This window comes from Micromonospora sp. C51, assembly GCF_018070435.1.
GTDB classification, from domain to species: Bacteria; Actinomycetota; Actinomycetes; order Mycobacteriales; family Micromonosporaceae; genus Micromonospora; species Micromonospora sediminimaris.
Genome location: NZ_JAGPXQ010000038.1, coordinates 19885 through 44304, shown reverse-complemented (window position 1 = coordinate 44304; position 24420 = coordinate 19885). Strand labels below are relative to the sequence as shown.

The 24420-nt window shown below is 72.5% G+C and carries 22 protein-coding genes and 1 other RNA gene; 11 read left to right on the top strand and 12 right to left on the bottom strand.

The annotated features are described in order from the left end of the window. Positions 1-80 precede the first annotated feature (80 nt). The 3 genes from KBX50_RS26535 to KBX50_RS26525 are packed head-to-tail and all read right to left on the bottom strand — an operon-like array spanning position 81 to position 5763. The gene (locus KBX50_RS26535) at positions 81-1709 is read right to left on the bottom strand and encodes a hypothetical protein (RefSeq protein ID WP_210940398.1); all 1629 of its coding nucleotides are present in this window, start codon (positions 1707-1709) and stop codon (positions 81-83) included. 59 nt (positions 1710-1768) lie between these two features. Beyond that, the gene (locus tag KBX50_RS26530) at positions 1769-4999 is read right to left on the bottom strand and encodes a bifunctional [glutamine synthetase] adenylyltransferase/[glutamine synthetase]-adenylyl-L-tyrosine phosphorylase (protein ID WP_210940397.1); all 3231 of its coding nucleotides are present in this window, start codon (positions 4997-4999) and stop codon (positions 1769-1771) included. Then, positions 4999-5763, bottom strand: coding sequence for a type 1 glutamine amidotransferase (locus KBX50_RS26525; protein WP_210940396.1), 765 nt, complete (start codon positions 5761-5763; stop codon positions 4999-5001). Before KBX50_RS26525 ends, KBX50_RS26530 begins: the two co-directional genes overlap by 1 nt. Positions 5764-5933: 170 nt before the next feature. Between KBX50_RS26525 and KBX50_RS26520 the strand changes: the two genes are divergently transcribed. Both KBX50_RS26520 and KBX50_RS26515 read left to right on the top strand, forming a co-directional pair. Beyond that, complete coding sequence (locus tag KBX50_RS26520; RefSeq protein ID WP_247674483.1) at positions 5934-6809, top strand: LD-carboxypeptidase; 876 nt, start codon at positions 5934-5936, stop codon at positions 6807-6809. Between the two features lie 129 nt (positions 6810-6938). Then, the gene (locus KBX50_RS26515; RefSeq protein WP_210940395.1) at positions 6939-7490 is read left to right on the top strand and encodes a hypothetical protein; all 552 of its coding nucleotides are present in this window, start codon (positions 6939-6941) and stop codon (positions 7488-7490) included. A 191-nt stretch (positions 7491-7681) separates the two neighbouring features. Here KBX50_RS26515 and KBX50_RS26510 read toward each other — a convergent pair whose 3' ends face one another. Next, positions 7682-8107 carry a DUF350 domain-containing protein gene (locus tag KBX50_RS26510; RefSeq protein ID WP_099850791.1) on the bottom strand — a complete coding sequence of 142 codons (426 nt, stop codon included), beginning with the start codon at positions 8105-8107 and terminating at the stop codon, positions 7682-7684. Positions 8108-8234: 127 nt separating this feature from the next. After that, positions 8235-9584, bottom strand: a complete 1350-nt coding sequence (gene glnA / locus KBX50_RS26505; protein ID WP_093401577.1) for a type I glutamate--ammonia ligase — start codon at positions 9582-9584, stop codon at positions 8235-8237. A gap of 203 nt (positions 9585-9787) precedes the next feature. Here glnA and KBX50_RS26500 point away from each other — a divergent pair, with 203 nt between their 5' ends. Continuing rightward, positions 9788-11554 (top strand): NAD+ synthase, encoded by a 1767-nt coding sequence (locus KBX50_RS26500; RefSeq protein ID WP_210940394.1) that lies wholly within the window; start codon positions 9788-9790, stop codon positions 11552-11554. A gap of 144 nt (positions 11555-11698) precedes the next feature. Beyond that, on the top strand, positions 11699-12544 hold the full coding sequence (gene panB / locus KBX50_RS26495) for a 3-methyl-2-oxobutanoate hydroxymethyltransferase (protein WP_093401579.1): 846 nt from the start codon (positions 11699-11701) through the stop codon (positions 12542-12544). Positions 12545-12781: 237 nt separating this feature from the next. On the opposite strand, the gene KBX50_RS26490 is transcribed toward panB, so the two are convergent. Beyond that, a complete protein-coding gene (locus KBX50_RS26490) occupies positions 12782-13192 on the bottom strand; it encodes a VOC family protein (protein WP_210940393.1) in 411 nt (136 codons plus the stop codon). Positions 13193-13372: 180 nt separating this feature from the next. Continuing rightward, a complete protein-coding gene (locus KBX50_RS26485; protein ID WP_210940392.1) occupies positions 13373-14905 on the bottom strand; it encodes an HNH endonuclease signature motif containing protein in 1533 nt (510 codons plus the stop codon). 120 nt (positions 14906-15025) lie between these two features. Between KBX50_RS26485 and KBX50_RS26480 the strand changes: the two genes are divergently transcribed. Continuing rightward, on the top strand, positions 15026-15532 hold the full coding sequence (locus KBX50_RS26480; RefSeq protein WP_210940391.1) for a hypothetical protein: 507 nt from the start codon (positions 15026-15028) through the stop codon (positions 15530-15532). A gap of 147 nt (positions 15533-15679) precedes the next feature. Here the strand turns inward: KBX50_RS26480 and npdG are convergent, their stop codons facing one another. Continuing rightward, positions 15680-16378 carry an NADPH-dependent F420 reductase gene (gene npdG / locus KBX50_RS26475; protein WP_210940390.1) on the bottom strand — a complete coding sequence of 233 codons (699 nt, stop codon included), beginning with the start codon at positions 16376-16378 and terminating at the stop codon, positions 15680-15682. Positions 16379-16499: 121 nt separating this feature from the next. Then, positions 16500-17933 carry an RNB domain-containing ribonuclease gene (locus tag KBX50_RS26470; protein WP_210940389.1) on the bottom strand — a complete coding sequence of 478 codons (1434 nt, stop codon included), beginning with the start codon at positions 17931-17933 and terminating at the stop codon, positions 16500-16502. A gap of 91 nt (positions 17934-18024) precedes the next feature. On the opposite strand from KBX50_RS26470, the gene KBX50_RS26465 reads away from it, so the two are divergent. The 5 genes from KBX50_RS26465 to KBX50_RS26445 all read left to right on the top strand — a co-directional run bounded on the left by KBX50_RS26465 (position 18025) and on the right by KBX50_RS26445 (position 21867). Beyond that, positions 18025-19266 (top strand): hypothetical protein, encoded by a 1242-nt coding sequence (locus KBX50_RS26465; RefSeq protein ID WP_210940388.1) that lies wholly within the window; start codon positions 18025-18027, stop codon positions 19264-19266. 190 nt (positions 19267-19456) lie between these two features. Next, positions 19457-19966, top strand: coding sequence for an NUDIX domain-containing protein (locus KBX50_RS26460; protein ID WP_210940387.1), 510 nt, complete (start codon positions 19457-19459; stop codon positions 19964-19966). Further along, a complete protein-coding gene (locus KBX50_RS26455) occupies positions 19947-20753 on the top strand; it encodes a nucleotidyltransferase domain-containing protein (protein ID WP_307871079.1) in 807 nt (268 codons plus the stop codon). The genes KBX50_RS26460 and KBX50_RS26455 overlap by 20 nt, the downstream gene beginning before the upstream one ends. Positions 20754-21028: 275 nt before the next feature. Further along, positions 21029-21400 carry a hypothetical protein gene (locus KBX50_RS26450; protein WP_210940386.1) on the top strand — a complete coding sequence of 124 codons (372 nt, stop codon included), beginning with the start codon at positions 21029-21031 and terminating at the stop codon, positions 21398-21400. Next, positions 21397-21867 (top strand): roadblock/LC7 domain-containing protein, encoded by a 471-nt coding sequence (locus tag KBX50_RS26445; RefSeq protein ID WP_210940385.1) that lies wholly within the window; start codon positions 21397-21399, stop codon positions 21865-21867. Before KBX50_RS26450 ends, KBX50_RS26445 begins: the two co-directional genes overlap by 4 nt. A 36-nt stretch (positions 21868-21903) precedes the next feature. Here the strand turns inward: KBX50_RS26445 and KBX50_RS26440 are convergent, their stop codons facing one another. Then, the gene (locus tag KBX50_RS26440; RefSeq protein WP_210940410.1) at positions 21904-22389 is read right to left on the bottom strand and encodes a DinB family protein; all 486 of its coding nucleotides are present in this window, start codon (positions 22387-22389) and stop codon (positions 21904-21906) included. A gap of 167 nt (positions 22390-22556) precedes the next feature. On the opposite strand from KBX50_RS26440, the gene KBX50_RS26435 reads away from it, so the two are divergent. Continuing rightward, complete coding sequence (locus KBX50_RS26435; RefSeq protein WP_210940384.1) at positions 22557-22934, top strand: hypothetical protein; 378 nt, start codon at positions 22557-22559, stop codon at positions 22932-22934. Between the two features lie 84 nt (positions 22935-23018). On the opposite strand, the gene KBX50_RS26430 is transcribed toward KBX50_RS26435, so the two are convergent. Both KBX50_RS26430 and rnpB read right to left on the bottom strand, forming a co-directional pair. Further along, entirely contained in the window at positions 23019-23603 is a 585-nt protein-coding gene (locus tag KBX50_RS26430; RefSeq protein ID WP_210940383.1) for a hypothetical protein, read from the bottom strand. 130 nt (positions 23604-23733) lie between these two features. Beyond that, positions 23734-24144: RNase P RNA component class A (gene rnpB, locus KBX50_RS26425), an RNA gene on the bottom strand. Positions 24145-24420: the final 276 nt, after the last annotated feature.

The following is a 24420-nucleotide window of genomic DNA, read 5'->3' as shown; positions in this document are numbered from 1 at the left end:
CGCCCCTGCCCGGCCGCCGCCCGCGCCCACCGGCACGACGCGCCGGCGGCCGCTCACCGCACACCGTCGAGTGCCCACCGTCAGCCCGGCGGGCAGTGGCCGGAGGGCCGCAGGCTGCTCGTGACCTCGAAGGTTCCCGCGGTTCGGGCCCGTACGACGACCCATTCGTCCGGGTCGGCGCTCAGGCACCCGTCGCCCGCGGACAGCGACAGCCAACGGGACCAACGGACCCGGACGAGCACATCGGCGGGGGCGTCGACGGTGAATCGCACCCCCGCGCCGTCGGAGGTGACGAGCCGAGCCGGAGCGGAGACGAGTGGTGCCGGATCGAGCACCTGGTACAGCCGCCACTGCCCGGGGCGGCCGACCTCCCGCAGGTACGGCTGGCCGGCCAGCACGAGCGTTGCCTCGTCCTGGCCGTACCGGTCGAGGGCCGCGTCCGGCGCGACGGCGACGTAGCTGACGGCGTTGCGGCGCAGCCATTCGCCGTACCGGCCGGCATCGAGACTGCCGTCGTAGAAGAGCGGATTACGTCCCACGTCGGCCTGGCGCTCCCAACCCCGGGCCAGTGGTACGGCGGCGGCCACGAAGGCGCTCTCCCAGTGGTCCCGCAGCGGCACCACTTCGATCCGGCCCACCGGTGCCCGCCGCTCCAGGTCGTCCAGCAACGGCTCATGGAAGGCGGCGTACGCCGGTGCCGGCCCACGGCGGGCGATGTCGTTGGTCATCACCGGGGACTGCCACCAGAACAGCGCGACGAGCAGCGCGGCCAACCAGCGCCGACCCAGTCCGACGTACGCCGCGACGATCGGCAGGGCGAAAAGCATCGGCAGGCGCAGCGCGTTCGAGCCGATCGGGCTGGGCAGGTGGTAGGCCGCGACCAGGAGCAGCGCGGTGAGCGCGGCACCGACCCGCAGTGCCCGGACCGGTACGAGCGCGAGCACCACCACGGCCAGGGCGAGGTTGATCCGCAGTGATTCGGCGCTGAACGGCTGCCGGCCACCGTTGCCGAAGAGCGCCGCCATCGGCGCCACCGTCACCAGCGGAGCGAGGCACAGCACCAGCGCGGCGGTTCCGGGTCGCCGGTCCCGCCAGACGTCGAGGACCAACAGGGCACCGCCGGCGAGGCCGAGGAAGAGGCCGGCCACCGGGCTGGCGGCTGTCGCGAGCACCGCCGCCGCACCGGCCGCCGCCAGCCGCCACCAACGCGCCCCCCGGGGCAGCGCCACCAGGCAGAGCGCGAGCAGCGCCCACATCAGGCCGACGGCGAAGGTGATCCGGCCACTGGCCAGGTTCCCCACCAGGACGATCGCACCCAGCAGGCCGCCGAGCAGCGGACGGCGGGCGCCGGTCAGCACCAGCAGCCAGGCCAGTGCCACGGCGGAGACGACCGCCGCCACCGCACCGACCAGACGCACCCCGACAAGCGCACCGAGCATCTGGGTGTAGAGGCTGTAACCGAACTGGTTGACCCCGCCGTACCAGGAGAAGTCGAGCGGAGCGAGACCGTTGCGATCGGCGAAACCCGCGCGGGCCACCTGCGCGGAGAGGTCGGTGCCCATGGGCGGGGCCAGCAGAAACGCCACAGCCAGCAGTAGCGACACCACCAGTGCGCCGAGGACCGGGTACGCCGCCCTGGGCGCGCCGGCACCCGGCGCAGCTTCGGCGGCCTCCCCTTCCGGGACGGCAGCGTGGGTCGAGGTCGGCACCGAGCAGTCCTACCACGATCGGTGACCGGCCCGGGTGGCGGGTCACCCGGACATCGGCGTCACATCTCCAGGACGCGCTCGGCGGCGGCGCGGGAGCGGCGGCCGGTGCGCAGGTACTCGTCGAGGAACTCGCCCGGGTCGTCGCGGCCGAGCAGCCGGACAACGCCGGCCAGTTCCACGCCGTGCCGGGGCAGCTGGTCGCCGGCGCGACCCCGGACCAGCATCAGCGCGTTGCGGACCTGCGCGGCGAGCGTCCAGCCGGCCGTCATCGCCTCGGCGTCCGCCGGATCGACCAGGCCCGCCTCCCGGGCGGCGGCGAGCGCGTCGAGGGTACGCGTGCCGCGCAGCTGCGGGTACGCACCGGCGTGGCGCAGTTGGAGCAGCTGCACCGCCCACTCCACGTCGGCCAGGCCGCCCCGGCCGAGCTTGGTGTGGGTGGCCGGGTCGGCGCCACGGGGCAGCCGCTCGGTCTCCACCCGCACCTTGATCCGGCGGATCTCGATGACCTGCTCCCGGGTCAGCCCGTCGGCCGGGTACCGGATCGGGTCGACCATCTGCTCGAACCGGGTACCCAGTTCGGCGTCGCCGCAGACGCAGCGGGCGCGCAGCAGCGCCTGCGCCTCCCACACCCGCGACCAGCGGGCGTAGTACTGCTGGTAGGCGGCGAGACTGCGGACCAGCGGCCCCTGCCGGCCCTCGGGACGCAGGTCGGCGTCGACGCCGAGCGGCGGGTCGGGCGCGGGCATGCCGAGCAGCCGCCGTAGCTCCTCGGCGATGGCGTGCGCGGCGGCACTGGCCGCGCTCTCGCTGACTCCCTCCGGCGGGTCGTAGACGAAGAGCACGTCAGCGTCGGAGAGGTAGTTCGACTCGTACCCGCCGAGCCGACCCATCCCGATCACCGCGAAGGTGAGTCCCGGCATGGCCGGCTGGGCGACCCGGGCGGTCCGCAGCGCGGCGGCGAGGGTCGCGTCGGTGACGTCGGAGAGCGCGGTGCCGACCGCCGTGATGTCGGACAGGGCGGGCGTGGTCCGGCCGCCGTCGGGACGGGCCGGGGCCAGCGAACCGGCCCGGCTGAGCACGTCGGTACAGGCGAGGCGGAGCAGTTCGCGGCGGCGCAGCGCGCGCACCGCCCGGGTCGCCTCGACCGGATCGCGGTGCCGGGCCGCGGCGGCGGTGAGACCGTCGAAGAGCACCTCGCGTGGACGCGGGCTCAGCTCGCTCTCCTCGGCCAGCAGGCGCAGCGCCTCCGGCTCGCGGGTCAGCAGATCCGCGACGTACCGGGAGGAGGAGAGCACCCGGGCCAGCCGGCGGGCCACCGGCCCGGAGTCGCGCAGCAGCCGCAGGTACCAGGGGGTGCTGCCGAGGGAGTCGGAGACCTGCCGGTAGTTCAGCAGGCCCCGGTCCGGCTCGGGGGCGTCGGCGAACTCGCTGAGCAGCACCGGCAGCAGGGTGCGTTGGATGGCGGCGGTACGGCTCACTCCGCCGGTGAGGGCCTGGAGGTGACGCAGCGCCCCGGCCGGGTCGGCGAAGCCGAGGATCTCCAGGCGGTTGCGGGCCGCCTGCGGGGTCAGCCGCAGCCCGTCGGCCGGTACCCGGGCCACCGACTCCAGCAGCGGCCGGTAGAGCAGTTTGGCGTGCAGTCGGCGTACCTCCGAGGCGTGGGTGACCCACTCGGCGCGGAACTCCTCGACGGCGCTGCGCCCGGGTCCGGCGGTGTAGCCGAGCGCGGTGGCGAGCCAACGCAACGCACCGGGCTCGGTCGGCACGGTGTGGGTACGCCGCAGGCCCTGTAGTTGCAGCCGGTGCTCGACGCTGCGCAGGAATCGGTAGCCGCGCAGCAGGGCCTCGCCGTCGGCCCGACCGACGTAACCGCCGGTGACCAGCGAGCGCAGGGCGGGGATGGTGCCGGGCGCGCGTAACGTCTCGTCGCCCCGGCCGTGCACCAGTTGCAGCAGTTGCACCGCGAACTCGATGTCGCGCAGTCCGCCGGGGCCGCGTTTGATCTCGCGTTCCAGTTCCTTCGGCGGAATGTGGTCGATGATCTTGCGCCGCATGGCCCGGACGTCCTCGACCGCCTCGGGGCGTTCGGCCGCCTGCCAGAGCAGCGGTGCCAGCGCGTCGATCCACTCCTGGCCGAGCGCCAGGTCACCGGCGGCCGGGCGGGCCTTGAGCAGCGCCTGGAACTCCCAGGTCCGGGCCCAGCGCCGGTAGTAGGCCAGGTGGCTCGCGAGGGTCCGCACCAGCGGTCCCCGGTTGCCTTCGGGGCGCAGGGCCGCGTCGACCGGCCAGGCGACCAGCCCGCAGATGTGGATCAGTCGGGTGGCCACGGTGGTGCCGGTGGCCAAGTCGTCGTCCTCGGCCGCCACGAAGATCACATCGACGTCGGAGACGTAGTTCAGCTCGCCGCCGCCGCACTTGCCCATCGCGACCACGCCCAGTCGCGGTTCCCGGGTGCCCTCGGGCAGCTCCGCCACGGCGATCTGGTACGCGGCCGACAGCGTGGCGTCGGCCAGTGCCGAGAGCGCGGCCATGGTCTGTTCCAGGCCGCGCCCGCCGGTCAGGTCGGCCGCCGCGACCCGCAGCAACGCCAGCCGGTACGCCCGCCGCAGCACCGCGACGGGGTTGCCCTCGCCGGACAGGTCGAGCCGGCCGTCGGCGGTCGGTGCGAGGCCGTCCGGTTCGGTACGCAGCACCGGCCACTGGTCCGGGTTGGCCACCAGGTGGTCACCGAGCGCCGAGGAGGCACCCAGCACGGCGAGCAGCCGGCGACGCAGACCCGGATCGTCGTGCAGCGCGGCGAGCAGCGCCGAACCCGCTCCGATGCCGCCGACAGGCCCGGCGCCCTGGCTCCCGGCGGCACCCGCACGTCCGGCGGTGCCGCCGTTGCCGGCGGCCCCCTCGCTTCCGGCCGCACCGCCATCGCCGGCGGCACCCGGGCTTCCGCTGGCGCCGCCCTGGCCGGTGGGGGTCGCCGTGACACGGCCGGGCCCCGCGCCCCGCTGCCGCACCGCCGCGCCCGGCCCGGCGGTGCCGTTCGGGCCAGCCGTCGCGCGGTGCTCCGCCTCGACCAGTCGGTGCAGCTGACGCAGCGCCAGATCCGGATCGGCGGCCCGGGACAGCGCGGTGAGCAACTCCTGGGCCTGCTCCCCGGTGGGTTCCTGCGTCTGCGCGCGCCACAGGTCGAGCCCGTCCGGGCCGAGCAGGTCGGCGGCGCGGGCACCCGCGTCGTCGTCGGTGACGCCGAAGCCGTAGCGGGCGAGCCGGCCCGTGGCGCTGGTCGGCCGGCCCATCAGTGCCCGAGCAGGGGCAGGCTGCGTCGCGACCCCTCGTCCAGCTCGCCGAGGGCGAGCGCGGCGAACCGCGCCGCGAACGGCTGCCAGACCTCCTCGACGTCGGCCATCACCGCCTCACACGCGGAGATCACCAGCTGCGGGTCGTAGCCCAGCTCGGCCAGCAGCGCCGAGTCGGTCGCCCATTCGGCGATCATCGCGGTGTCGCACTCGATGTGGAACTGCAACCCCCAGGCCCGGTCGCCGAGGCGGAACGCCTGGTGCGGATAGCGGGTGGAGGCGGCCAGCAGGGTGGCACCCGCGGGCAGCTCGGTGATCTCGTCGGCGTGCCACTGCAACACATCGGGGATCAGCGGAACGTACCGGAAGAGCGGGTCGGACTCGGCCGCGTCACGCCGGCCGACCACGGCAGGCCCGACCTCCGGCCCGGACGGGCTGCGCACGACCGTGCCGGCGTGTGCGGTGGCGAGCAGCTGCGCGCCGAGGCAGACGCCCAGGGTCGGCAGCCGGTGCCGCACGGCCTTGCGGAGCAACTTCTCCACCGCCGGGAACCAGGGGGCCGCCGGCACCCCGTCGACCAGCGGGTAGGCCTGCTGATCACCGCCGAGCACCACCAGGGCGGCGTAGCCGTCCAGGTCGGCGGGGAGGGCCTCGCCCGCGTGCGGGCGGACCACCGTCAGCTCCAGCCCGGCTTCGGTCAGCCACTCCCCCAGCCGGCGCGGGTCGTCGGTCGGGTCGTTCTCGATCACCAACGCGGTTGCCACATCGTCGAGGCTATCCGGTCCGGCCGACCCGGCCGGCGCGAGGGATCGGCGCGGTGTCCGGCAACGGCGAAGTTTGGCTGGCCACCGCAGTAGGCTCTGCCGCTGTGTCCGACCACATCACGCCCGACGACGTCGTACGCCCGCCCGCCCTGCGCCCCGGCGACACGGTGATGCTGGTGTCGCCGTCCGGACCAACCCGCCCGGAACGGGTGGCCCGGGGTGTGGAGCTGCTCACCGGCTGGGGACTGCGGCCGGTGCTCGCGCCCAACGCCTACGCCCGGCAGGGCTACCTGGCGGGGGCGGACGCGCTGCGGGCGGCCGACCTCAACACGGCGTTCGCCGATCCGCAGGTGCGCGGGGTGATCTGCACCCGGGGCGGGTACGGGGCGCAGCGGGTGGTGGACGCGATCGACATGGCGGCGGTACGCCGTGACCCGAAGATGGTGGCCGGGTTCTCCGACATCACCGCGCTGCAGCTGGCGCTCTGGCGGGGTGCCCGGTTGGCGGGGGTGCACGGTCCCGGGGCGGCCTGGCGTGACGAGCGCACCCCGCTGGCCTCGGCCGAGTCCCTGCACGCGGCGATGACCAGCACCGAGCCGGTCACCGTACGCGCCGTCGAGGGCGAGGAGACCTTCGGCGTACGCGTCGCGGGCCGGGCCACCGGCCGGCTGCTGGGCGGCAACCTCTGCCTGGTCGTGGCCTCGCTCGGCACCCCGGACATGCCCGACCTGACCGGCGCGGTGCTGTTGTTGGAGGACGTGCAGGAACCGCCGTACAAGGTCGACCGGATGTTGACCCAGCTCCGCCGGGCCGGCGCGCTGGACGGACTGGCCGGGGTGGCGGTGGGGCAGTTCACCGACTGCGCCGACGGCTGGGACACCACGGTGGCCGACGTGCTCGCCGAGCGCCTCGGCGACCTGGGCGTACCGGTGCTGGGGGGTCTGCCGATCGGGCACGGCCCCGGGCAGCTCACCGTTCCGGTCGGTACCCGGGCGACCCTGGACGCCGACGCCGGCACCCTCAGCGTGGTCGCCGCCGTCCGCTGACTCTTTGTCGGACACGTCCGGATTTCTGGCCCGGATTGCCAGCTCGCTGACAGCTTCGCCATGGTCCGCGCCCAGCCGGGTTCGTCACTGTCGGTGACGTCATCACATCACCGACGAGTTGGAGGAACGATGTCCCGCACGATTTCGAAGAAGCACCTGCTGGCCGGCCTGGCTGCGGCGGGCGTGCTCGGCGTGGGGATCGCCGCTCCCACCGTGGCGCTCGCCGACGACAAGGCCACCCCGAGCGCCAGCGCGAGCAGCGAGCCGCAGGGCGACCGGCAGGAACAGCGGGCCGCACGGCACGCGCAGTTCGCCGAGGCGCTGGCCGAGGAGCTCGGCGTGCCCACCGAGAAGGTGACCGAGGCGTTGGAGAAGCTCCGCGAGCAGCACCAGCCGGAGGGCCGGACGGACCGCGAGGGCCACCGGGGATTCCCGGGCCGCGGTGCGGGCCGGATGGGCGGCGACGGTGCCGCCGAGGGCCGTGCGGGCGAGCGGCGGACGCCGCCGTCGGCCGAGGAGCGCAAGGAGGCACTGGCCGAACGGCTCGCGCAGGCGGTCGAGGACGGCAAGCTGACCCAGGAGCAGGCCGACGCGATCACCGCCGCCGTCGAGGCCGGTGTGTTCGGCGGCTGGGGTGGCCCGGGCGCGCGGGGCGGCGAGGGCGAGTCCGCCGGCAAGTGACACCTCGGGCGGGCTGTCCGGACGGGCCCGGCCCGGCCAGCCCGGCCCAGCCCAGCCCGGCCCAGCCCGAGTCACGACATGCGGCAAGTCGCGGTCTCCCGAGCCCGGGAAGGCCCGACTTGCCGCATCCGGCGACCGCGTACGGGCCGGACCGGGCCGCTCCCCGGCGGGCAGACTCGGTCGGGGTGCTGTCAGGCGATGCAGGCGCAGACGATCAGCGCGGCGCCGAAATGGCTGGCGGCGCTGACCCGGGCCACCGGGTGGGGCTCGTCGGCGCAGATGACCTCGCCGAGCTTGCCCGGCGTGATCAGGTCCAGCACGAAGAAGGCCAACGCCATGATGCCGAGACCGATCAGCCCGAAGATCACCGTCGAGGCCAGCCCCTTGGCGAAGTCGCTGTAGCTGGTCAGGATCGCGGTGAAGACGATGCCGGCGACGCCGAGCTGGTTCGCGGCGAGCAGCAGTCCAGCGTTGGCGTTGCGGCGTACCCAGATCAGGTCCCGCAGTTTGCCCGGGGTGAGCAGGTCGACCAGGACGAAGCCGGCGGCCATCAGGCCAACTCCGACGACCCCGAACACCACGCTCTGCCAGGCTCCGCTGAGCAGATCCTCCAGCACCGACTGCCTCCCGACGAGTCTCCGGCCGACGAGTGCCGCCGGCACGGTGATCGAGACGATAGCGGCACCGGGCAACGCTCGACAGCCCGGCGGCGGGCCCGTGCCGACGGGCCCGCCGCAGCGGCGGTTACAGCGACAGGTAGTGCTGGCGCTCGTAGGGAGTGACCTCGCGGCGGTACTGCTCCCACTCGGCCCGCTTGTTACGCAGGAAGAAGTCGAAGACGTGCTCGCCGAGCACCTCGGCGACCAGTTCCGAACCGGCCATCACGTCGATCGCCTCGGACAGGTTCTCCGGCAGCGGTTCGTACCCCATCGCCCGCCGCTCGGCGCTGGTCAGCGCCCACACGTCGTCCTCGGCGCCCGGCGGCAGCTCGTACCCCTCCTCGATGCCCTTCATCCCGGCGCCGAGCAGCACCGCGAAGGCGAGGTACGGGTTGGCGGCCGAGTCGGGCGAACGGATCTCCACCCGGGCCGAGTTCGGCTTGCCGTACGCCGGGACCCGGACCAACGCGGAGCGGTTCAGGTGCCCCCAGCAGACGTACGCGGGGCTCTCGGTGACCCGATCCGGCAGCGCCTGCGGGAACAGCCGCTTGTACGAGTTCACCCACTGGTTGGTGACTGCGGTGTACTCCCGGGCGTGGGCCAGCAGCCCGGCGATGAACGCCCGGGCCACCTTGGACAGCTTCATCGGGTCGCTGGCGTCGTGGAACGCGTTGCGTTCCCCCTCGAACAGCGACAGGTGCGTGTGCATCCCGCTGCCCGGCTGGTCGGTGAACGGCTTGGGCATGAAGGTGGCCTGCACGCCGGTGGAGAGCGCCACCTCCTTGACCACGTGCCGGAAGGTCATGATGTTGTCGGCGGTGGTCAGCGCGTCGGCGTAGCGCAGGTCGATCTCCTGCTGGCCGGGGGCGACCTCGTGGTGGCTGAACTCCACCGAGATGCCGATCCGCTCCAGCGACAGCACCGCCTGGCGGCGGAAGTCCCGCGCCACGGCGTGGGTGGTGTGCTCGAAATACCCGCCGGTGTCCACCGGCACCGGCACGGTGCCGTCCATCGGCCCGTTCTCCAGCAGGAAGAACTCGATCTCGGGGTGGGTGTAGAAGGTGAAGCCCTTCTCCGCCGCCCGGGACAACGCCCGACGCAGCACGTGGCGGGGGTCAGCCCAGGACGGGCCGCCGTCGGGCAGCAGGATGTCGCAGAACATCCGGGCGCTCTCGCCGCTCACCCCGCCCTCGAACGGGAAGACCTGGAAGGTGGTCGGGTCCGGCATGGCGACCATGTCCGACTCGAAGACCCGGGCGAATCCCTCGATGGCCGAGCCGTCGAACCCGATGCCCTCCTCGAAGGCGGCCTCCAGTTCGGCCGGGGCGACCGACACGCTCTTGAGCGTGCCGAGCACGTCGGTGAACCACAGCCGGACGAAACGGATGTCCCGCTCTTCCAGCGTACGGAGGACGAACTCCTGCTGACGGTCCACTTCCCCAACCTTCCGCGACACGCTATGTCCGCCTTGGGTCGGACTCTGCCCGACCTGACCGACCAGTCTCCACCGACCCGATTACGCAGACGTTAACCGAACCGCGGCCGTTGCGTCCCGTCCCGTCCCGACCGGCGGTCCGGCCCGGTCGTACTGCCCCACGCCGACGTGTCGAGCCCATGGCGCTGGGGCAAGATGAGGACATGCCCACCCTGCGTCTCGCCCTGTGCCAGGTCAACCCCAGTGTCGGTGACCTCACCGGCAACGCCGGTCTCGTCCGCGCCTGGACCCGCCGGGCCGCCGCTGCCGGCGCCCAACTGGTCCTGTTCCCGGAGATGATGCTGACCGGCTACCCAGTGGAGGACCTGGTCTTCCGGCGGTCCTTCGTGGCCGCCTCCCAGGCGGCGCTCGGCCAGCTCGCCGCCGATCTGGCCGCCGACGGCCTGGGCGACCTGCCGGTCGTGGTGGGTTACCTGGACGCCGACGGCCCGCCGCAGGTCAGCGCGGACGCCGAGCCGGGCCGGGGCGCGCGCAACGCCGCCGCGCTGCTGCACCGCGGCGAGGTGGTCGCCACCTACTTCAAGCACCACCTGCCCAACTACGGCGTCTTCGACGAGGACCGCTACTTCCTGCCCGGCGACATGCTCACCGTGGTCCGGCTCGGTGGGGTGGACGTGGCGCTGACCATCTGCGAGGACCTGTGGCAGGCCGGTGGGCCGTTCGCCGCCGCCCGCCGGGCCGGGGTTGGCTTGGTGGTCAACATCAACGGCTCACCGTACGAGCTGAACAAGGACGACCTGCGGATGCCGCTGGTCCGCCGGCGGGCCGCCGAGGCCGGTGCCACCATCGCGTACGTCAACATGATCGGTGGTCAGGACGAGCTGGTCTTCGAGGGCGACTCGATGATCGTCGCGGCGGACGGGACGGTGCTGACCCGGGCACCGCAGTTCGTCACCCACCTGCTCGTGCACGACGTCGACCTGCCTGCCGCCACCGACGGCACCGATGCGGGCGACGGCGAGCAGTTGGCCGAAGGGCTGCGGGTGGTGCGTCGTACCGTCGACGGGCTCCCGCCCTCACCGACGGGCCCGGCGGCCACCGGCGGCCTCATCGAACCGGTGGCCGACGAGGCCGAGGTGTGGCAGGCGCTGGTGCTCGGCCTGCGGGACTACGTCGAGAAGAACCGCTTTCCCTCTGTGGTGCTCGGGCTCTCCGGCGGCATCGACTCGGCGGTGGTGGCGGCCATCGCGGTGGATGCCCTCGGCGGCGACCGGGTGGTCGGTGTCTCCCTGCCCAGCCAGCACTCCTCGGAGCACAGCCGCTCCGACGCGGCCGACCTGGCCAAGCGGACCGGCCTGGACTACCGGGTGGAGCCGATCCAGCCGATGGTGGACACCTTCCTGGCGAACATGTCGCTGTCCGGGGTGGCGGTGGAGAACCTCCAGGCGCGGGTACGCGGCGTCATCCTGATGGCGTTGTCGAACCAGGAGGGCCATCTGGTGCTGACCACCGGCAACAAGAGCGAGCTGGCGGTCGGCTACTCGACCCTGTACGGCGACTCGGTCGGTGGCTTCAACCCGGTCAAGGACGTGTGGAAGACCCTGGTCTGGCGGCTGGCCAAGTGGCGCAACACGGAGGCGACCCGGCTGGGTCTGACGCCACCGATCCCGGAGAACTCGATCGGCAAGCCGCCGAGCGCCGAGCTGAGCCCGGGCCAGCTCGACAGCGACTCGCTGCCCGACTACGACGTGCTCGACCCGATCCTGATCGGCTACATCGATGGTGACCTCGGCCGGGAGGGGCTGATCGCCGACGGCCACGACCCGGCCGTGGTGGACAAGGTGCTGCGGTTGGTGGATACCGCCGAGTACAAGCGCCGCCAGTCCGCGCCGGGTACGAAGATCTCCATGAAGGCGTTCGGACGGGACCGGCGGCTACCGATCACCAACCGGTGGCGCGAGAACGGCTGACCGGCTCCAGGGCCGCGGGGCCGGCCCACGCCGGCCGGCCGGAGTGACATCCTCCACTGCGCCCTGCCGCCGACCGCCCGCACGGTGGGACGATCGCGGCAGAACCCGGGGACCGCGTACGCGGCCTCGAGGAAGGAGAACATCGTGGTGGAGTCCACTCCGGCCGAGGTGACCGCTCTCTACGGCGGCCCGGCCACCCGTCGCGTCCGTACCCGTGACCTGCTCGCCGCGAAGGAGCGCGGCGAGAAGTGGTCCATGCTCACCTCGTACGACCAGTACACGGCGTCGATCTTCGATGCCGCCGGCATTCCGGTGCTGCTGGTGGGCGACTCGGCGGCGAACAACGTGTTCGGCTACGAGACGACCCTGCCGGTGACCGCCGAGGAGCTACTGCCGCTGGTACGGGCGGTCGTCCGGGCCACCCGGCAGACCCTGGTCGTCGGTGATCTGCCCTTCGGCTCGTACGAGGAGGGTCCGACCCAGGCGCTGCGGACGGCCGTCCGGTTCATGAAGGAGGGCGGTTGCCACGCGGTGAAGCTGGAGGGCGGCCAGCGCTGCGCCGCGCAGATCGAGGCGATCGTCGGCGCCGGCATCCCGGTGATGGCGCACATCGGCTTCACCCCGCAGCGTGAGCACACCATCGGCGGGTACCGGGTGCAGGGCCGGGGCGAGACCGCCGACGAGGTGCTTGCCGACGCGCGGGCGGTCGCCGCGGCTGGCGCTTTCGCGGTGGTGCTGGAAATGGTGCCCGGCGACGTCGCCAAGCGGGTCACCGCCGAGCTGCCGATCCCGACTGTGGGCATCGGCGCCGGCCCGGACACCGACGCCCAGGTGCTCGTCTGGCAGGACATGGCCGGCCTGCGTACCGGTAAGGCACCACGCTTCGTGAAGCGCTACGCCGCCCTGGCCGACACGCTCGACGAGGCCACCCGCCGCTTCGCCGACGAGGTCCGCTCCGGCCAGTTCCCCGCCGCCGAACACACCTTCTGACCGTCTGTTGGTCTGTGGCAGACCCGGCCACGACCATCAACTCACCCGGGCGACGGTCGGGGTCGCCGGGTGAGTTGATGGTCGGAGTCGCCGGGGCGACGACGCGGGGCCGGCCGGGACGACGGCCGTGGCAGCCCTGGCCGCCACCCGCCGGTAGCGGCCGGAGCTGCCATCCTCCTGCCACGCCCGGCCCGACCGCTGCCGCCGGCCTGGCGGGCGTCGCCGGCTACCGGCGGATCACTGCGACTGCACGACGTTCACCATCCACGGAACACCGAACCTGTCGACACACATGCCGTACAGATCCCCCCACATCTGCTTCTCGAACGGCACCGTGACGGTGCCGCCGTCGGACAACTTCTCCCACGCTTCCGCGAGGCCCTCCTCCGGGTCGCCACTGAGGCTGCACGTGATGGTGCTGCCGGGCTGGTACGGCATGCCGGGTGCGGTGTCGGCCGCCATCAAGGTGTAGCCCCGGTCGGTGTTGAGCAGCGCGTGCATGACCTTGTCGGCGACCGCCGGGTCGGACGTGCCGAACTCACCGAAAGTGCTGATCCGTAGCTGCCCGCCGAACACCGACTGGTAGAACTCCATGGCTTGGCGGGCATCGCCGTCGAAGGTGAGATAAGGGTTGAGTCGAGTGGTCATGGCAGGACTCTCCTTGACGCGGTGACCTGTTCACCGTCGGACGCTAGCCTCGGCCACCGCCACGGCGGCAGCTTTCCACCGACCCACACCCCATCGGTGCTCCAGGATCGTCCGTCGGCGGCCGGTCATCGACAAGCGTCGGCGTGGCGCAACGGATGGCCGTCGGCAATGGCTCGACGGTCAGGGCGGGTGCGCCCGGCGGACGGGACGACCGAACGGGCGCCTCGTGGCCTGCCGTTCCGCCCCGCCCGGCAGTCGCGCCTCCCGGCTGGCCGTTGGACGGGTTACGACCGCGCGGGCTCGTGGCCGGGCCGGCACCTGCGTCAGCAATCGCGACCCGGCGGACACGGAGGCCATCTGTGCCGGGGCGCTGGACATGAGCGTGGGCGAGCCCGCGGCGGGCATCGAGGTCGACGGCTTCGACCGGCCGGACGCTGGGTCTGCTGGCCACGGCGTCCCGGGCGCAGGCGAGTGGTGTAGGTGGTTGCGACGGGGACGCTGACCGGGGTCGAGCCAGGCGGGCGGGATGAACTCTGGATGACCGTCGGCGGCGAGGTGGACCTGCCAGCCGTGCTGGTGCACGTGACGATGATGGTGGCGGCAGAGCAGTACCGCGTTGGCGAGGCTGGTGACGCCGCCGTCGGCCCAGTGCCGCAGATGATGGCCCTCACACCAGCGGGGCGGCCGGTCGCAGCCCGGAAAGGCACAGCCCCGATCTCGCAGCACCAGGGCCCGCCGCAGCGGCCCGGTGATGAGCCGACGTTGCCGACCCACGTCGAGGACCTGGCCTGCGCCGCCGAGCACTGCGGGCAGGACCGCCGCGTCGCAGGCCAACCGGCGCACCGTTGCGGGCGTGAGGGTGATACCGCTGTCCAGCGTGCCGGGCCCGAGGCTTCCGGTGAGGGTGTCATACCCGGTGGTGACGACGATCTGGGCGGGGTCAGCGCCGTGCCCGGGCAACTCGCCGGTGCCCAGGACGAGCCGACAGATGTCGCCCAGGGCGTCGTGGCGCCGTTGCCCGGGCGAACGGGGATCGTCCGGGCCGGCGGGTGCGGTGAGCGGCTCGATGGCGGCCCGCAACAGTGCGGCGGTCTCCGCGTCGAGGCTGCCAGCCAGCCGGGTGCGCCCATCCCGCAGGTCGGAGAGGGTTACCTGCCGGTCGCGCGCGGCGCGGGCCGCCTCTGCTTCCAACGCTCTACCGGTGGCCGCCTCGGCGACCTCGGGTGCCAGATGTTCGAGAATCCGGCCCCCAAGTCGGCGCAGGGCGGACGGATCGAACTGCCCGGCCCAGTCGAGGAGGAGTTCGACAGCCGACCTGGCCGCCTCGGTGCCGGCCGCACCTCGAACCGTGGCCGCGACATCGGCGATGACCCGGACCTGCTCCAGATCGATCCGGCCGGCGGCGAGTGCGGCGCTCATCTCGTCGGACTCGCGGTCGAGCGCCTCAGCGAGGTCGACCAACCGGCGGGCCGCCGGCACGCCGAGCCGGAGCCGGTCGCGGAGCCAGACGGCGGTGGACGACGCGCCCTGCGCCACCGCCACGCCACGGCCTTCCAACTCACGCACCAGCGCCAGCTTCATGGCGGCGAGCCGCTGCTCCAGCCGGTGCGCGGCTTCGAGGGCATCGATCAGCTCACTCTCCGGCACGGCCCAGACAGCGGCGTCGACGCAGGAACGCGTCGCCACCTCTGCCCGCTCCAACTCCTCCAACACGCCACCGACGATAGAACATACGTACGACAGAGTTCCGGCCCCGCTCCGCAACTGTGGCACCGCGCCTGGACGCTGGATAGGGCGAGCGAGTTTTCCCGAAAGCCGCTACGGTTCTCGCTCGTGAATCGAGTACGCGCTATTTTCTCTGTCCTGGCCTGCACCTCACTGCTGGCGTTGGCCGCCTGCGGTGGCGAGGAGGCGGCCCCGACGGGCGGAGCTTCGCCGTCGGCCACCGTGGCGTCCGCCACCTCCGCCGCATCCACCGCCGCGCCGCCGACCGCCGACGCGGCGGACGTGGTGAGCGACAAGCAGCTCTGCGAGTCGGCGAAGCAGGCCAGCGACAAGATGAAGGAGGATCTCGTCGCCGCGGTGAGTTCCGGTAGCGAGCCGTCGCCGGCACTGTTCCAGAAGATCCTGTCCGGATTGCAGAACGAGGTGACCCGGGTGGCCGCCACCGGTGCCACCGACAGCAAGGTAGCTGCCGCGTTGGAGGAGTTCGGCGCGGAGGCCGGCAAGGCCGCCAACGCCACGGACCCGGCGACGGCTGCCGACAACCCGGGCTTCGAGAAGGCCGGCGCTGCCCTCAGCACGGCCTGCAAGTCGGCCGGCGTCAACGTCAACTTCTGACCGCCAGACGCCCCTGACGAAGGATCCGGATCCGTGGCAGCTGCGGTAGTGGACACGCCGGCCGGCTGACACTTTCTCTGCCACGGATTCGGCTGCTCCTGGTGACCTGCGCGGTCGGCGGCCAGCACCCGGTTGACCGGAACGGGTTCAGAGGTCGGTGACGCGGACGCCCGCGTGCGCCTTGTAGCGCTTGTTGATGGCGATCAGGTTGGCGGTGAACGCCTCGATCTGGTGCGCGTTGCGCAGCCGTCCGGCGTAGATGCCGCGCATGCCGGGAATGTGGGCGGCGAGCGCGCCGACGATGCCGACCAGTTCCCGCTCCTCGGTGCAGATCAGCACGTCCAGCTCGATGCGGTCGATCTCGGGGTCGGCCAGCAGCGGAGCGCTGACGTGGTTGAACGCGGCGCAGACCCGCGAGCCGGGCAGCAGCGCGGCGGCCTGCTGGACGGCGCTGCCCTCCGGCACCGGTAGCGCGTACGGGCCCTGCTTGTCGAAGCCGAGCGGGTTGACGCAATCCACGACGATCTTGCCGGCAAGCGGTTCGGCGAGCGCGCCGACCGTGGCGGCGTGCCCGTCCCACGGCACCGCGATGATCACCACGTCACTGCGCCGGGCCACCTCGTCGTTGTCGGCACCGGTGACGCTGCCACCGGCAGGCACGCCGGGCAGCGCGGCAATCTCGGCGGCCGACTCGGCGGCCCGCTGCGCGGAGCGGGAACCGATCAGCACCGTCAGGCCCGCCCGGGCGAACCGGTAGGCGAGCCCCCGGCCCTGATCGCCGGTGCCACCGATGATGCCGATGGTGAGCCCGGAAACGTCGGGCAGGGTGCTCGGGTCATATGCCATGGTCGTCATCCTCGCAAATCAGCTGTTCCGGCAGCAGCGCCCGACGCTGTGACAATGCCCGCTGCCGCCGGCACGGCACGGGCCGAACCGCCAACACAGGTCGCGGCGCGGCGTCGGGGTGTCAGGCGAGTTCGAAGGCGACCGAACGGGTGGCCGGGTCGGCGGCGACCAGCCGGACCCGGACCCGGGTGCCCAGTGGCAGCTCGCCGAGACAGCGGGCGCGTACCGGCGGGTCGTCGAGGGCTACCGTGCCGCCGGGTGGGCGGCTCTCACGGGCCTTGCCGTTCGCCGGCGCGTCGACGTCGAGCACGGCGGCGTCGAAGGTCTCGCCGACCCGGTTGGCCAGCAGCACCGCCTCGGCCAGGTCGATCGCGCCTCGGCTCGCCGCGGACGCGGTGCGGTCCGTGGCCGCCATCACCGACGGCAGCCGGGGCAGCGCCGCGCGGGCCCAGTCGGGCACCTCACGGCCGTCGTGCAGCGCCAGGCAGATCTCCGTGGCGTACCGATCGGCGAGTCGTCGCAGCGGTGCCGTGACGTGGGCGTACGCGGCCGCGACCCCGCCGTGCGCCGGCTGCTCGGGCGGCTCGCCGTCGAACGGGGTGTACGCGGCCGCACGCATCAGCTCCGCCGCCTGGTCGATGAACGCGGCGGCCCGGGGCTGAGCCGGGTCCAACCGGAGCAGCAGTTCACCCACGCCGACGTCGTCCGGCCAGTGCACGCCCAGCGGGGCGGCGGCGGCCCGCAGCCGCTGCACCGCCTCGGGCTTCGGCGCGGGCATCGTCCGCAGCAGGCCGATCCCGCCGGCCAGCATCAGGTCAGCGGCGGCCATCCCCGTGAGCAGGGAGATCTGCGCGTTGTGCTCCTCCATCGGCACCGGTGCCCGCAGCACGAGTCGCCAACCGTCGCCGTCGGCCTCCACGTCCTGCTCGGGAATCGGCAGGTTGACCGCTCCCCGGCGCAGCCCTCGGGCAGTGAGCAGCGCACCGATCTCGGGCAGCAGGGCGATCGGTTCGGGGAGCCGCCCCGCGTCGGCGTCGGCCTGCACCTGCGGGTACGCCAACTGGGCCCGGCTGCGGACCAGGGCGCGCTGCACCACCACCGCGCTGGTGTCACCGTCGGCGTCCAGGTCGATGGTCCACAGCACGGCTGCCCGGTCGACGTCGGGCAGCAGGCTTGCCGCGCCTTCGCCGAGCGAGTACGGGTGCAGCGGCACGTTGCCGTCGGGAAGGTAAACCGTCTGCCCCCGACGCCAGGTCTCGTCCTCCAGCACACCGCCTGGACGCACGTGGGCGGCGACGTCGGCTATCGCGTACCGCACCCGGTAGCCGCCGCCAGCGCGGCGGCTGAGGTGCATCGCCTGGTCCAGATCCCGCGAGCCGGGCGGGTCGATCGTGACCAGCGGGACGTCCGTGCAGTCGACGGCCGGCCGGGGCGGTGCGGCGGTTGCCTCGTCGGCCTCCCGCTGCGCCGCCTCCGGGTAGGTCTCGGGCAGACCCAGTTCTCGGCGCAGCGCCCCGAAGTCGATGCGCGGCGCCAGCACACGTCGGATGACCATGCGCCCATCCTGACAGCGCCGGACGCACCGCGCCCTCCGCCGAGCGACGGGTCGTCGGCGTACGCCGGGTCAGCCGGCCGTCCTGCGCGGGGTGCCGGTCCGCCCGCCGGACGCGGCACGCCCGGTGTTCCGGGCCGCGGCGGTCTTCGCGGGCGTCTTCTTCGCCGCCGCCCTCGACGAGGATGCCTTCTTCGCGGGCGCTCTCTTCGCCGCCGGTGCCTTCTTCGCGGGCGCTCTCTTCGCCGCCGGTGCCTTCTTCGCGGGGGCCCTCTTCGCCGGTGCCTTCTTCGCTGCCGACTTCGACGCGGGAGTCTTCGCGGGAGCCCTCGACGTGGCCGTCTTCCTCGCCGCCGTCCGGCTGGCCACCGTCGTACTCTGCCGAGCCGGCGCCTTCTTGGCGGCCACCGTCTTCGCGGGTGCCTTCTTCGCCGCGGCCTTTTTCGCCGGAGCCGCCGCCGTCTTCCGCGCCGCCGCCTTCTTCACCGTCGACGTCGCGGTCTTCGCCGGTGCCTTGCGCGCGGCCGACGTGCTCCGCGTACCCGTCGCCTTCTTCGCGGGAGCGGTCTTGCGGGCCGGGGCCGCCTTCCTCGCGGACGCTGCCTTGTTCGCGGGAGCCTTCGCCGCCGTGCCCCGTGCGGAGGTGGCCTTCTTCGCGGGTGCCGTCTTGCGGGCCGGGGCGGTCTTCTTCGCGGGGGCCTTGGCCGCCGTGCTCCGTGTGGAGGTCGCCTTCTTCGCAGCCGCCCGCTTCGCCGCGGATGTGGTCGTGCGCGCGCCGGTGGCGGTCCGCGCCGAAGCCGAGCTGGTCTTCGCGGCGGGTGCCTTGCTCGGCGCGGCCTTCGCCGACACCGTCTTCTTCGCGGGGGCCGCCTTCTTGGCCGCGGCGGTCTTCCGCGCCAGTGTCGCCGACCTGCCGGCAGGCGCCGCGGCGCCGCCGGTCGCCTTACGGGAAGCCGGCGCGGTGCCGGACGCGCGGCGGGTCGACGGGGTACGGGCGAGGCCCGCGGTGCGTTCCGTCGCGGCGGTCTTCCTCGCGGGCGTACGCTTCGCGGCCGGGCGGGTGGCCTGTTGCGCTTCGGCCATCTCGGTTCCCTTCATGGGGACGTGCTGCCGCCCTCGCGACGCACGCAGTGCCTCGGCGCGGGAGGCGTCCCGCGCCGTCTACCTGTCCTCCCCGGTCCAGCGAGCGTCCTCGGCCTCCCACGCCTCGTTGCGTTCCCGCACCTGTTGCAGGGCGTTCTCCGCGTCGGCGGCCGAGTCGTACGGGCCGAGAACGTGCCGCGCGGGGCACACGTCGGCACCGGACTCGACCCGGTGGTGTCGCGTACACCAGTAGTAACGTCCACGTCCGCTGTCGCTCATGGCATCACTGTGCACCGGGAAACGACCGACCGCCACCGGAACACCGCAAGTCACCGGGCCCTTCCACAGTAGACGTGGCCCCTGGCCTGCGGGCCTGAACTGCGAAAATCGTCGCCACCAGCCCGGGTGCGGGGGTGGATCCACGGATTGGCTAAGGTCACCGGATGGGCGTACCGGACTACATCCTGCGGATGCGCAAGCACGTCGGCCACGACCTACTCTGGCTACCCAGCGTGAGCGCAATCGTCCGCAACGACGCGAGTGAGCTACTGCTCGCCCAACGGGCCGACGACGGTCGCTGGTCGGTGGTGAGCGGCTTCGTCGAGCCGGGTGAGCAGCCCGCCACCGCAGTGGTGCGCGAGGTGCTGGAGGAGACCGGCCTGGCGGTCGAACCGCTGCGGCTCAGCAGTGCCGTGTCGCACCCGCACACGTACCCGAACGGCGACCGTTGCGAGTACCTGAATCTCGGTTTCCACTGCCGGTTGCTGGGCGGCGAGGCACGCGTCAACGACGACGAGTCGCTGGACGTGCGATGGTTCCCGCCGGGACGGCTGCCCGACCTCGACGAGCACGCCCGGCTGGTCATCCGGCACGCCCTCGGCGGGGAGACCTCCGCCTTCTTCCTGCCCGCCGGCACGCAGTGGGGCGAGCCCGGTGAGCTGGAGTACGCCTGAACCGCTGCGGCGGTACCTGACCGACCTGGTCGCGGTGGCCGGCGACGTGCTCGGTGCCGAGTTGTGCGGGGCGTACGCGGCGGGCTCGGTGGGTCTGGCCGCGTACCAACCCGGACGCAGCGACGTGGACGTGGCACTGGTCTGCGCCGGGCCGCTCGACCACGGGGTCGCCGAGGAGTTGGTGGCCCGGCTGCGGCACGAGGCGCTGCCCTGCCCGGCGCGCGGCCTGGAACTGGTCGTGTACCAGCGGGAGGCGGCGCGGTCCGGCACGCCGGAGCCGGGTTTCGAGGTCGAGCTGAACACCGGTGCCCGGATGGACTTCCGGGTGTCGTACGGCCCGGCGCAGCGCCCGAGCGCGGACGGCCTGTTCTGGTACGGCCTGGACCGCAGCATCCTGCATCAGAGCGGGCGGGCGCTGCTCGGTCCGCCCGCCGCCGACGCCTTCGCCGATCTGGCCCCCGAGGATCTGCGCCGACTGGTCCTGGAGGCGTTGCGTTGGTGGTTGGCGCGACCGGTGCCCGCCGAGGAGGTGCCCGCGCCCGGAGCGGAGGACGCCGTGCTCGGTGCCTGCCGTTCCTGGGCACGCCTGCGTACCGGGATGTGGCTACCCAAGGTGGCCGCTGGCCGGCGGCTGTTGGACGAGGCCGGACCGCTTGTCGACGCCGACACCATTGAACTGGTCGAGCGGTCGATCGCCGCTCGCGACGGCGGTCCGCCACCGGCCGGGGCGGCCGCTCGCGCCTTCCAGCGACGTGTGCTCGCCGACCTCGCCGGCGCACCCGCCTGAACTGACCGTCGTCTCGTTCAGCGCGCCGCCCGGCTCCTCAGCTGGAGCGGGAAGCATCCACGCAGGTAGCAGACGAATTCGTTCTTCTGGCATCAGCCGCTGCGGCGATTCTCGGCCGCCCCGGTGGTCACCCAACGTGGCCCGCTCAGCCCGTTCGCGCTGCACAAGATGCGGATGGGAGGTTGCATGTGCCAGTCTCATCCGAGATTTGCTCACCCGGTACGACCCCGTACCAGTGCGCACCTACCGCTCGTCAGCAGAACCTGGAGAGGCACGTGGCAAACCTCGACACCGCCCTGAAGGACGCCATGACGATCGACGGGGCCATCGGCGCCGCACTCGTCGACTACACCAGCGGGATGACCCTCGGCGTCGCCGGTGGTACTCCGGAGATCGACCTCACCGTGGCCGCCGCTGGCAACACCGACGTGGTACGCGCCAAGATGCGCACCATCGAGATGCTCAAGCTGAACGACGACATCGAGGACATGCTCATCACCCTCGGCGGCCAGTACCACATCATCCGGCCGCTGAACGGCCCCAACGGCAAGGGGCTGTTCCTCTACCTGATGCTCAGCAAGACCCGGTCCAACCTGGCGCTCGCCCGGCACCAGCTGCGCACCATCGAGGAGCAGCTGGAACTGTGAGCAGCGGTGACACTCTCCTCCCCCGTCGTACCGCGCAGCAGCCGAACCTTCCGCCGCCGGTGCGGCTCCCACCGTCGCTGGCCGGTGACCCGTCGCTGCCGTACCCGGCGATCGGCACCGAACTGCACGAGCTGCGCCTCCAGATCCCCGGGGTGCAGGGAAGTGTTCTCGGCGGAGTCGACGGCCTGCTCATCGCGCACGACGTGCCCGACACTCTGGACCCGGACGACCTGGCCGCGATGGCGGCGGCGACCTTCGGCCTCGGCCGGCAGGTCAGCCTCCGCCTCGGCCAGGGCGAATTCCGTCAGTCCACCGTCCGCAACCAGGCCGGCTACTTCTCCGTGTACGCCGTCGGCCCGCATGCGCTGCTCTCGGTGGTCGGTGCCGATGCGATAAACGTGGCCCGCCTGCACCTGCACGCCCCACCGGTAGCCGACCGGCTCGCCAAACTCCTGGCTCCCGCCTGAGGCAACGGTCTTCGCCAGTCGCAGGGTGGACCTCGGTCAGATGGCCCCCGTCGAGCCGTCGGTCAGTTCGCGGAGAATATCGGCATGGCCGGCGTGCCGGGCCGTCTCCTCGATCAGGTGCACCATGATCCAGCGCAACGAAACCTCCCCGAGCTGCGGGTGAGGCACCACATGGTCGAGGTCGAAGCGGGCCGCCACCTCCCGCGACCGGGCGCACTCCGCCTCGTACGCCGCCGACAACCGCTCGATGGTGTCCCCCTCGGCCAACGCGAAGCTGGCCGTCGCGTCCTCCTCGGAGGTGAGATAGACGTCCCCCGGGCCGGGCGCGAGCAGACAGCGGAACCAGTTCCGCTCCACAAGCGTCAGGTGCTTCACCAGGCCGGCGAGGGTGGTCGCCGACGGCACGAGTCGCCGGGCAGCCTCAGCGTCGGAGATCCCCCGCAGCTTCCCGAGCAACACCGCGCGATGAAAATCGAGAAACGCGTCGAGCACCACGCGTTCGTCGCCGGTGCTCGCCATCATCGCAGTGACCACGTGGCCGGGCGGAGCCTCCATACCCGGACCCTAGCGACAGCCCACCCGTCCCCGCTGCCCCGCAAGCCGCCGCCGTCGCCTGTCCGCCGGCCGTCGCCTGCGCCGCTCGATCCATCGATCACATCTGGTCGACCCGAGCAGACCACACCTACCATGTGCCGATGATCGATCAGGATCGACGACGCGTTCCCGTCCCGGTCGTCGCAGCCGCGATCAGCTTTCTGCTGGCAAGCGCCATCCAGGTGGTCCAGTTCAAGACGAGTACCGCGCCGGGGGCCACCGAGCCCAGGACGACGATCTTCGTCGTGGGACTGATCCTCCTGTCGCTGTCCTTCGCGTACGGCCTGTGGCGCCAGGTCGGGCGTGCCCAGATCCTGACGGTCGGTTTCGCCGCTTTCAACATCGCGTACGGCCTTGTGGAACTCCCCGACATCCACCCACTGTCGGTGTTACGGATGCTGGCCTTCGCTGCCGTTGTCGGCTTGTTGCTGCTGCCCGCATCGGCTCGACAATGGTTCCCACCCGGCACGTGAGTCGCCCCGGCACCGATCCCTTTAGCCGCAGCGTCCCACTTGGCCCCGGTGACGAGGATGAGGACGCGGATCAGCCGTGCCTTCTCATTCCCCGGAAGTGCGCGCGCACGGCTGCTCAGCCCGGACCTGCCAGACGCTGCCCCCCAGAGCCACGGGGTAGTCGATCTCGATGACCTGGCGATCGTCGGTCTCGACCGAGAATCGCATCGGCAAGTGCCCACTCTCGAACGCGGTCGCGCATTCGAGGCGCAGCTCGACATCGATCAGGTCCGTATCACCGGGGCGGAGCAAACCAGACTCGCCGGTGTCCCGGACCTGGGCGCCCGGTCCCTGCCCAGTCGCCGTACGAACCGTGATCGGCGCCTGGCCAGCGTTTGTCACTGCCAGTTGCCCGTCCATCCGAAGAACACCCGAGACGTACGAACCTTCGCCAGCGATGGACACGGGGACCGCCACGAGCGCGACCGAAGCATGTCGCTCCCGCTCCTCCCGCGAATCCCGTAGCTCGCTCACACCCAAGCCACCAAGCACCCCGCCGGCCACGAAAGCAGCGACGAGCCCGACACTCATCTTCCGTCTGGACCGGAGGCGGTCGGGAGCAGCCCGACCCGCGCCCGTCGACTGCCGGTCGTGCTCATCCAGGTCGATCACTTCACGCTCCGCCGGCATGATGTCAGCCTAGGGCGTTCGCCGACGGCACGTCGCTGCTCGTACGGCCATCTGTGGAGCGCAAGGCCCATCGATGACCGAAGACAGAACCGGGTCGCAGCCTCGATCGAGACTACGACCTGGTGGGCGACGGACGAGTCGACCTGTACGCCGGATTCTGTGCGCGGCGCGCACCTGGGGTGCGTGCCGGCGGCGGCCATCCATCTCGGCCTGCCGTTGCCGACAGGCTCGTGCGGCCTACCCGCAGACATCGGGCGGGCCGCCCTCAAGCGTCTGCGCGGGCGTCATCCTGCGATGGCAGCCCTTTCTTGGCCTTGCTCCGGGTGGGGTTTACCGAGCCATCCCGGTCACCCGGGATGCTGGTGGGCTCTTACCCCACCGTTTCACCCTTACCGTCCCCGATGGGGCCGGCGGTCTGTTTTCTGTGGCACTGTCCCGCGGGTCACCCCGGGTTGCCGTTAGCAACCACCCTGCCCTGTGGAGTCCGGACGTTCCTCGGCGGCGGGCCGCAGCCCGCCGCCGCGACCGCCCGGTCGACTCGTCCGTCGCGTACCCATCCTAACGACACCGGGTGCGCGACTATTGCCGCGCCTGCATCAGGGCCGGCGGGCACGAGGCTCGCCCAGGTAACGCGGGCAGCCCCGATCCCGCCGCCGGGGTCTGGTCGACGCGCAGCCGGCGATCCGTGGCAGTGGTGGTGTTTCCGGGCTGGCGGGTCGACCGCATTCGCTGCCATGGACCGCGCCACCGGGGGCGGCTCGGACACGGCAGCGCGTGGGGGCGGTTGGGCACGCGGTGGCAGGGCGGCGTAGGGCAG

Excerpts from the sequence above, each read along its gene's own strand:
- KBX50_RS26530 (WP_210940397.1), bottom strand. The coding sequence starts at position 4,999 with ATGGGCCGGCCGACCAGCGCCACGGGCCGGCTCGCCCGCTACGGCTTC.
- KBX50_RS26520 (WP_247674483.1), top strand. The coding sequence starts at position 5,934 with ATGCTGGTGTCGCCGTCCGGACCAACCCGCCCGGAACGGGTGGCCCGG.
- KBX50_RS26515 (WP_210940395.1), top strand. The coding sequence starts at position 6,939 with ATGTCCCGCACGATTTCGAAGAAGCACCTGCTGGCCGGCCTGGCTGCG.
- KBX50_RS26500 (WP_210940394.1), top strand. The coding sequence starts at position 9,788 with ATGCCCACCCTGCGTCTCGCCCTGTGCCAGGTCAACCCCAGTGTCGGT.
- KBX50_RS26490 (WP_210940393.1), bottom strand. The coding sequence starts at position 13,192 with ATGACCACTCGACTCAACCCTTATCTCACCTTCGACGGCGATGCCCGC.
- npdG (WP_210940390.1), bottom strand. The coding sequence starts at position 16,378 with ATGGCATATGACCCGAGCACCCTGCCCGACGTTTCCGGGCTCACCATC.
- KBX50_RS26470 (WP_210940389.1), bottom strand. The coding sequence starts at position 17,933 with ATGGTCATCCGACGTGTGCTGGCGCCGCGCATCGACTTCGGGGCGCTG.
- KBX50_RS26460 (WP_210940387.1), top strand. The coding sequence starts at position 19,457 with ATGGGCGTACCGGACTACATCCTGCGGATGCGCAAGCACGTCGGCCAC.
- KBX50_RS26440 (WP_210940410.1), bottom strand. The coding sequence starts at position 22,389 with ATGATGGCGAGCACCGGCGACGAACGCGTGGTGCTCGACGCGTTTCTC.
- KBX50_RS26430 (WP_210940383.1), bottom strand. The coding sequence starts at position 23,603 with ATGCCGGCGGAGCGTGAAGTGATCGACCTGGATGAGCACGACCGGCAG.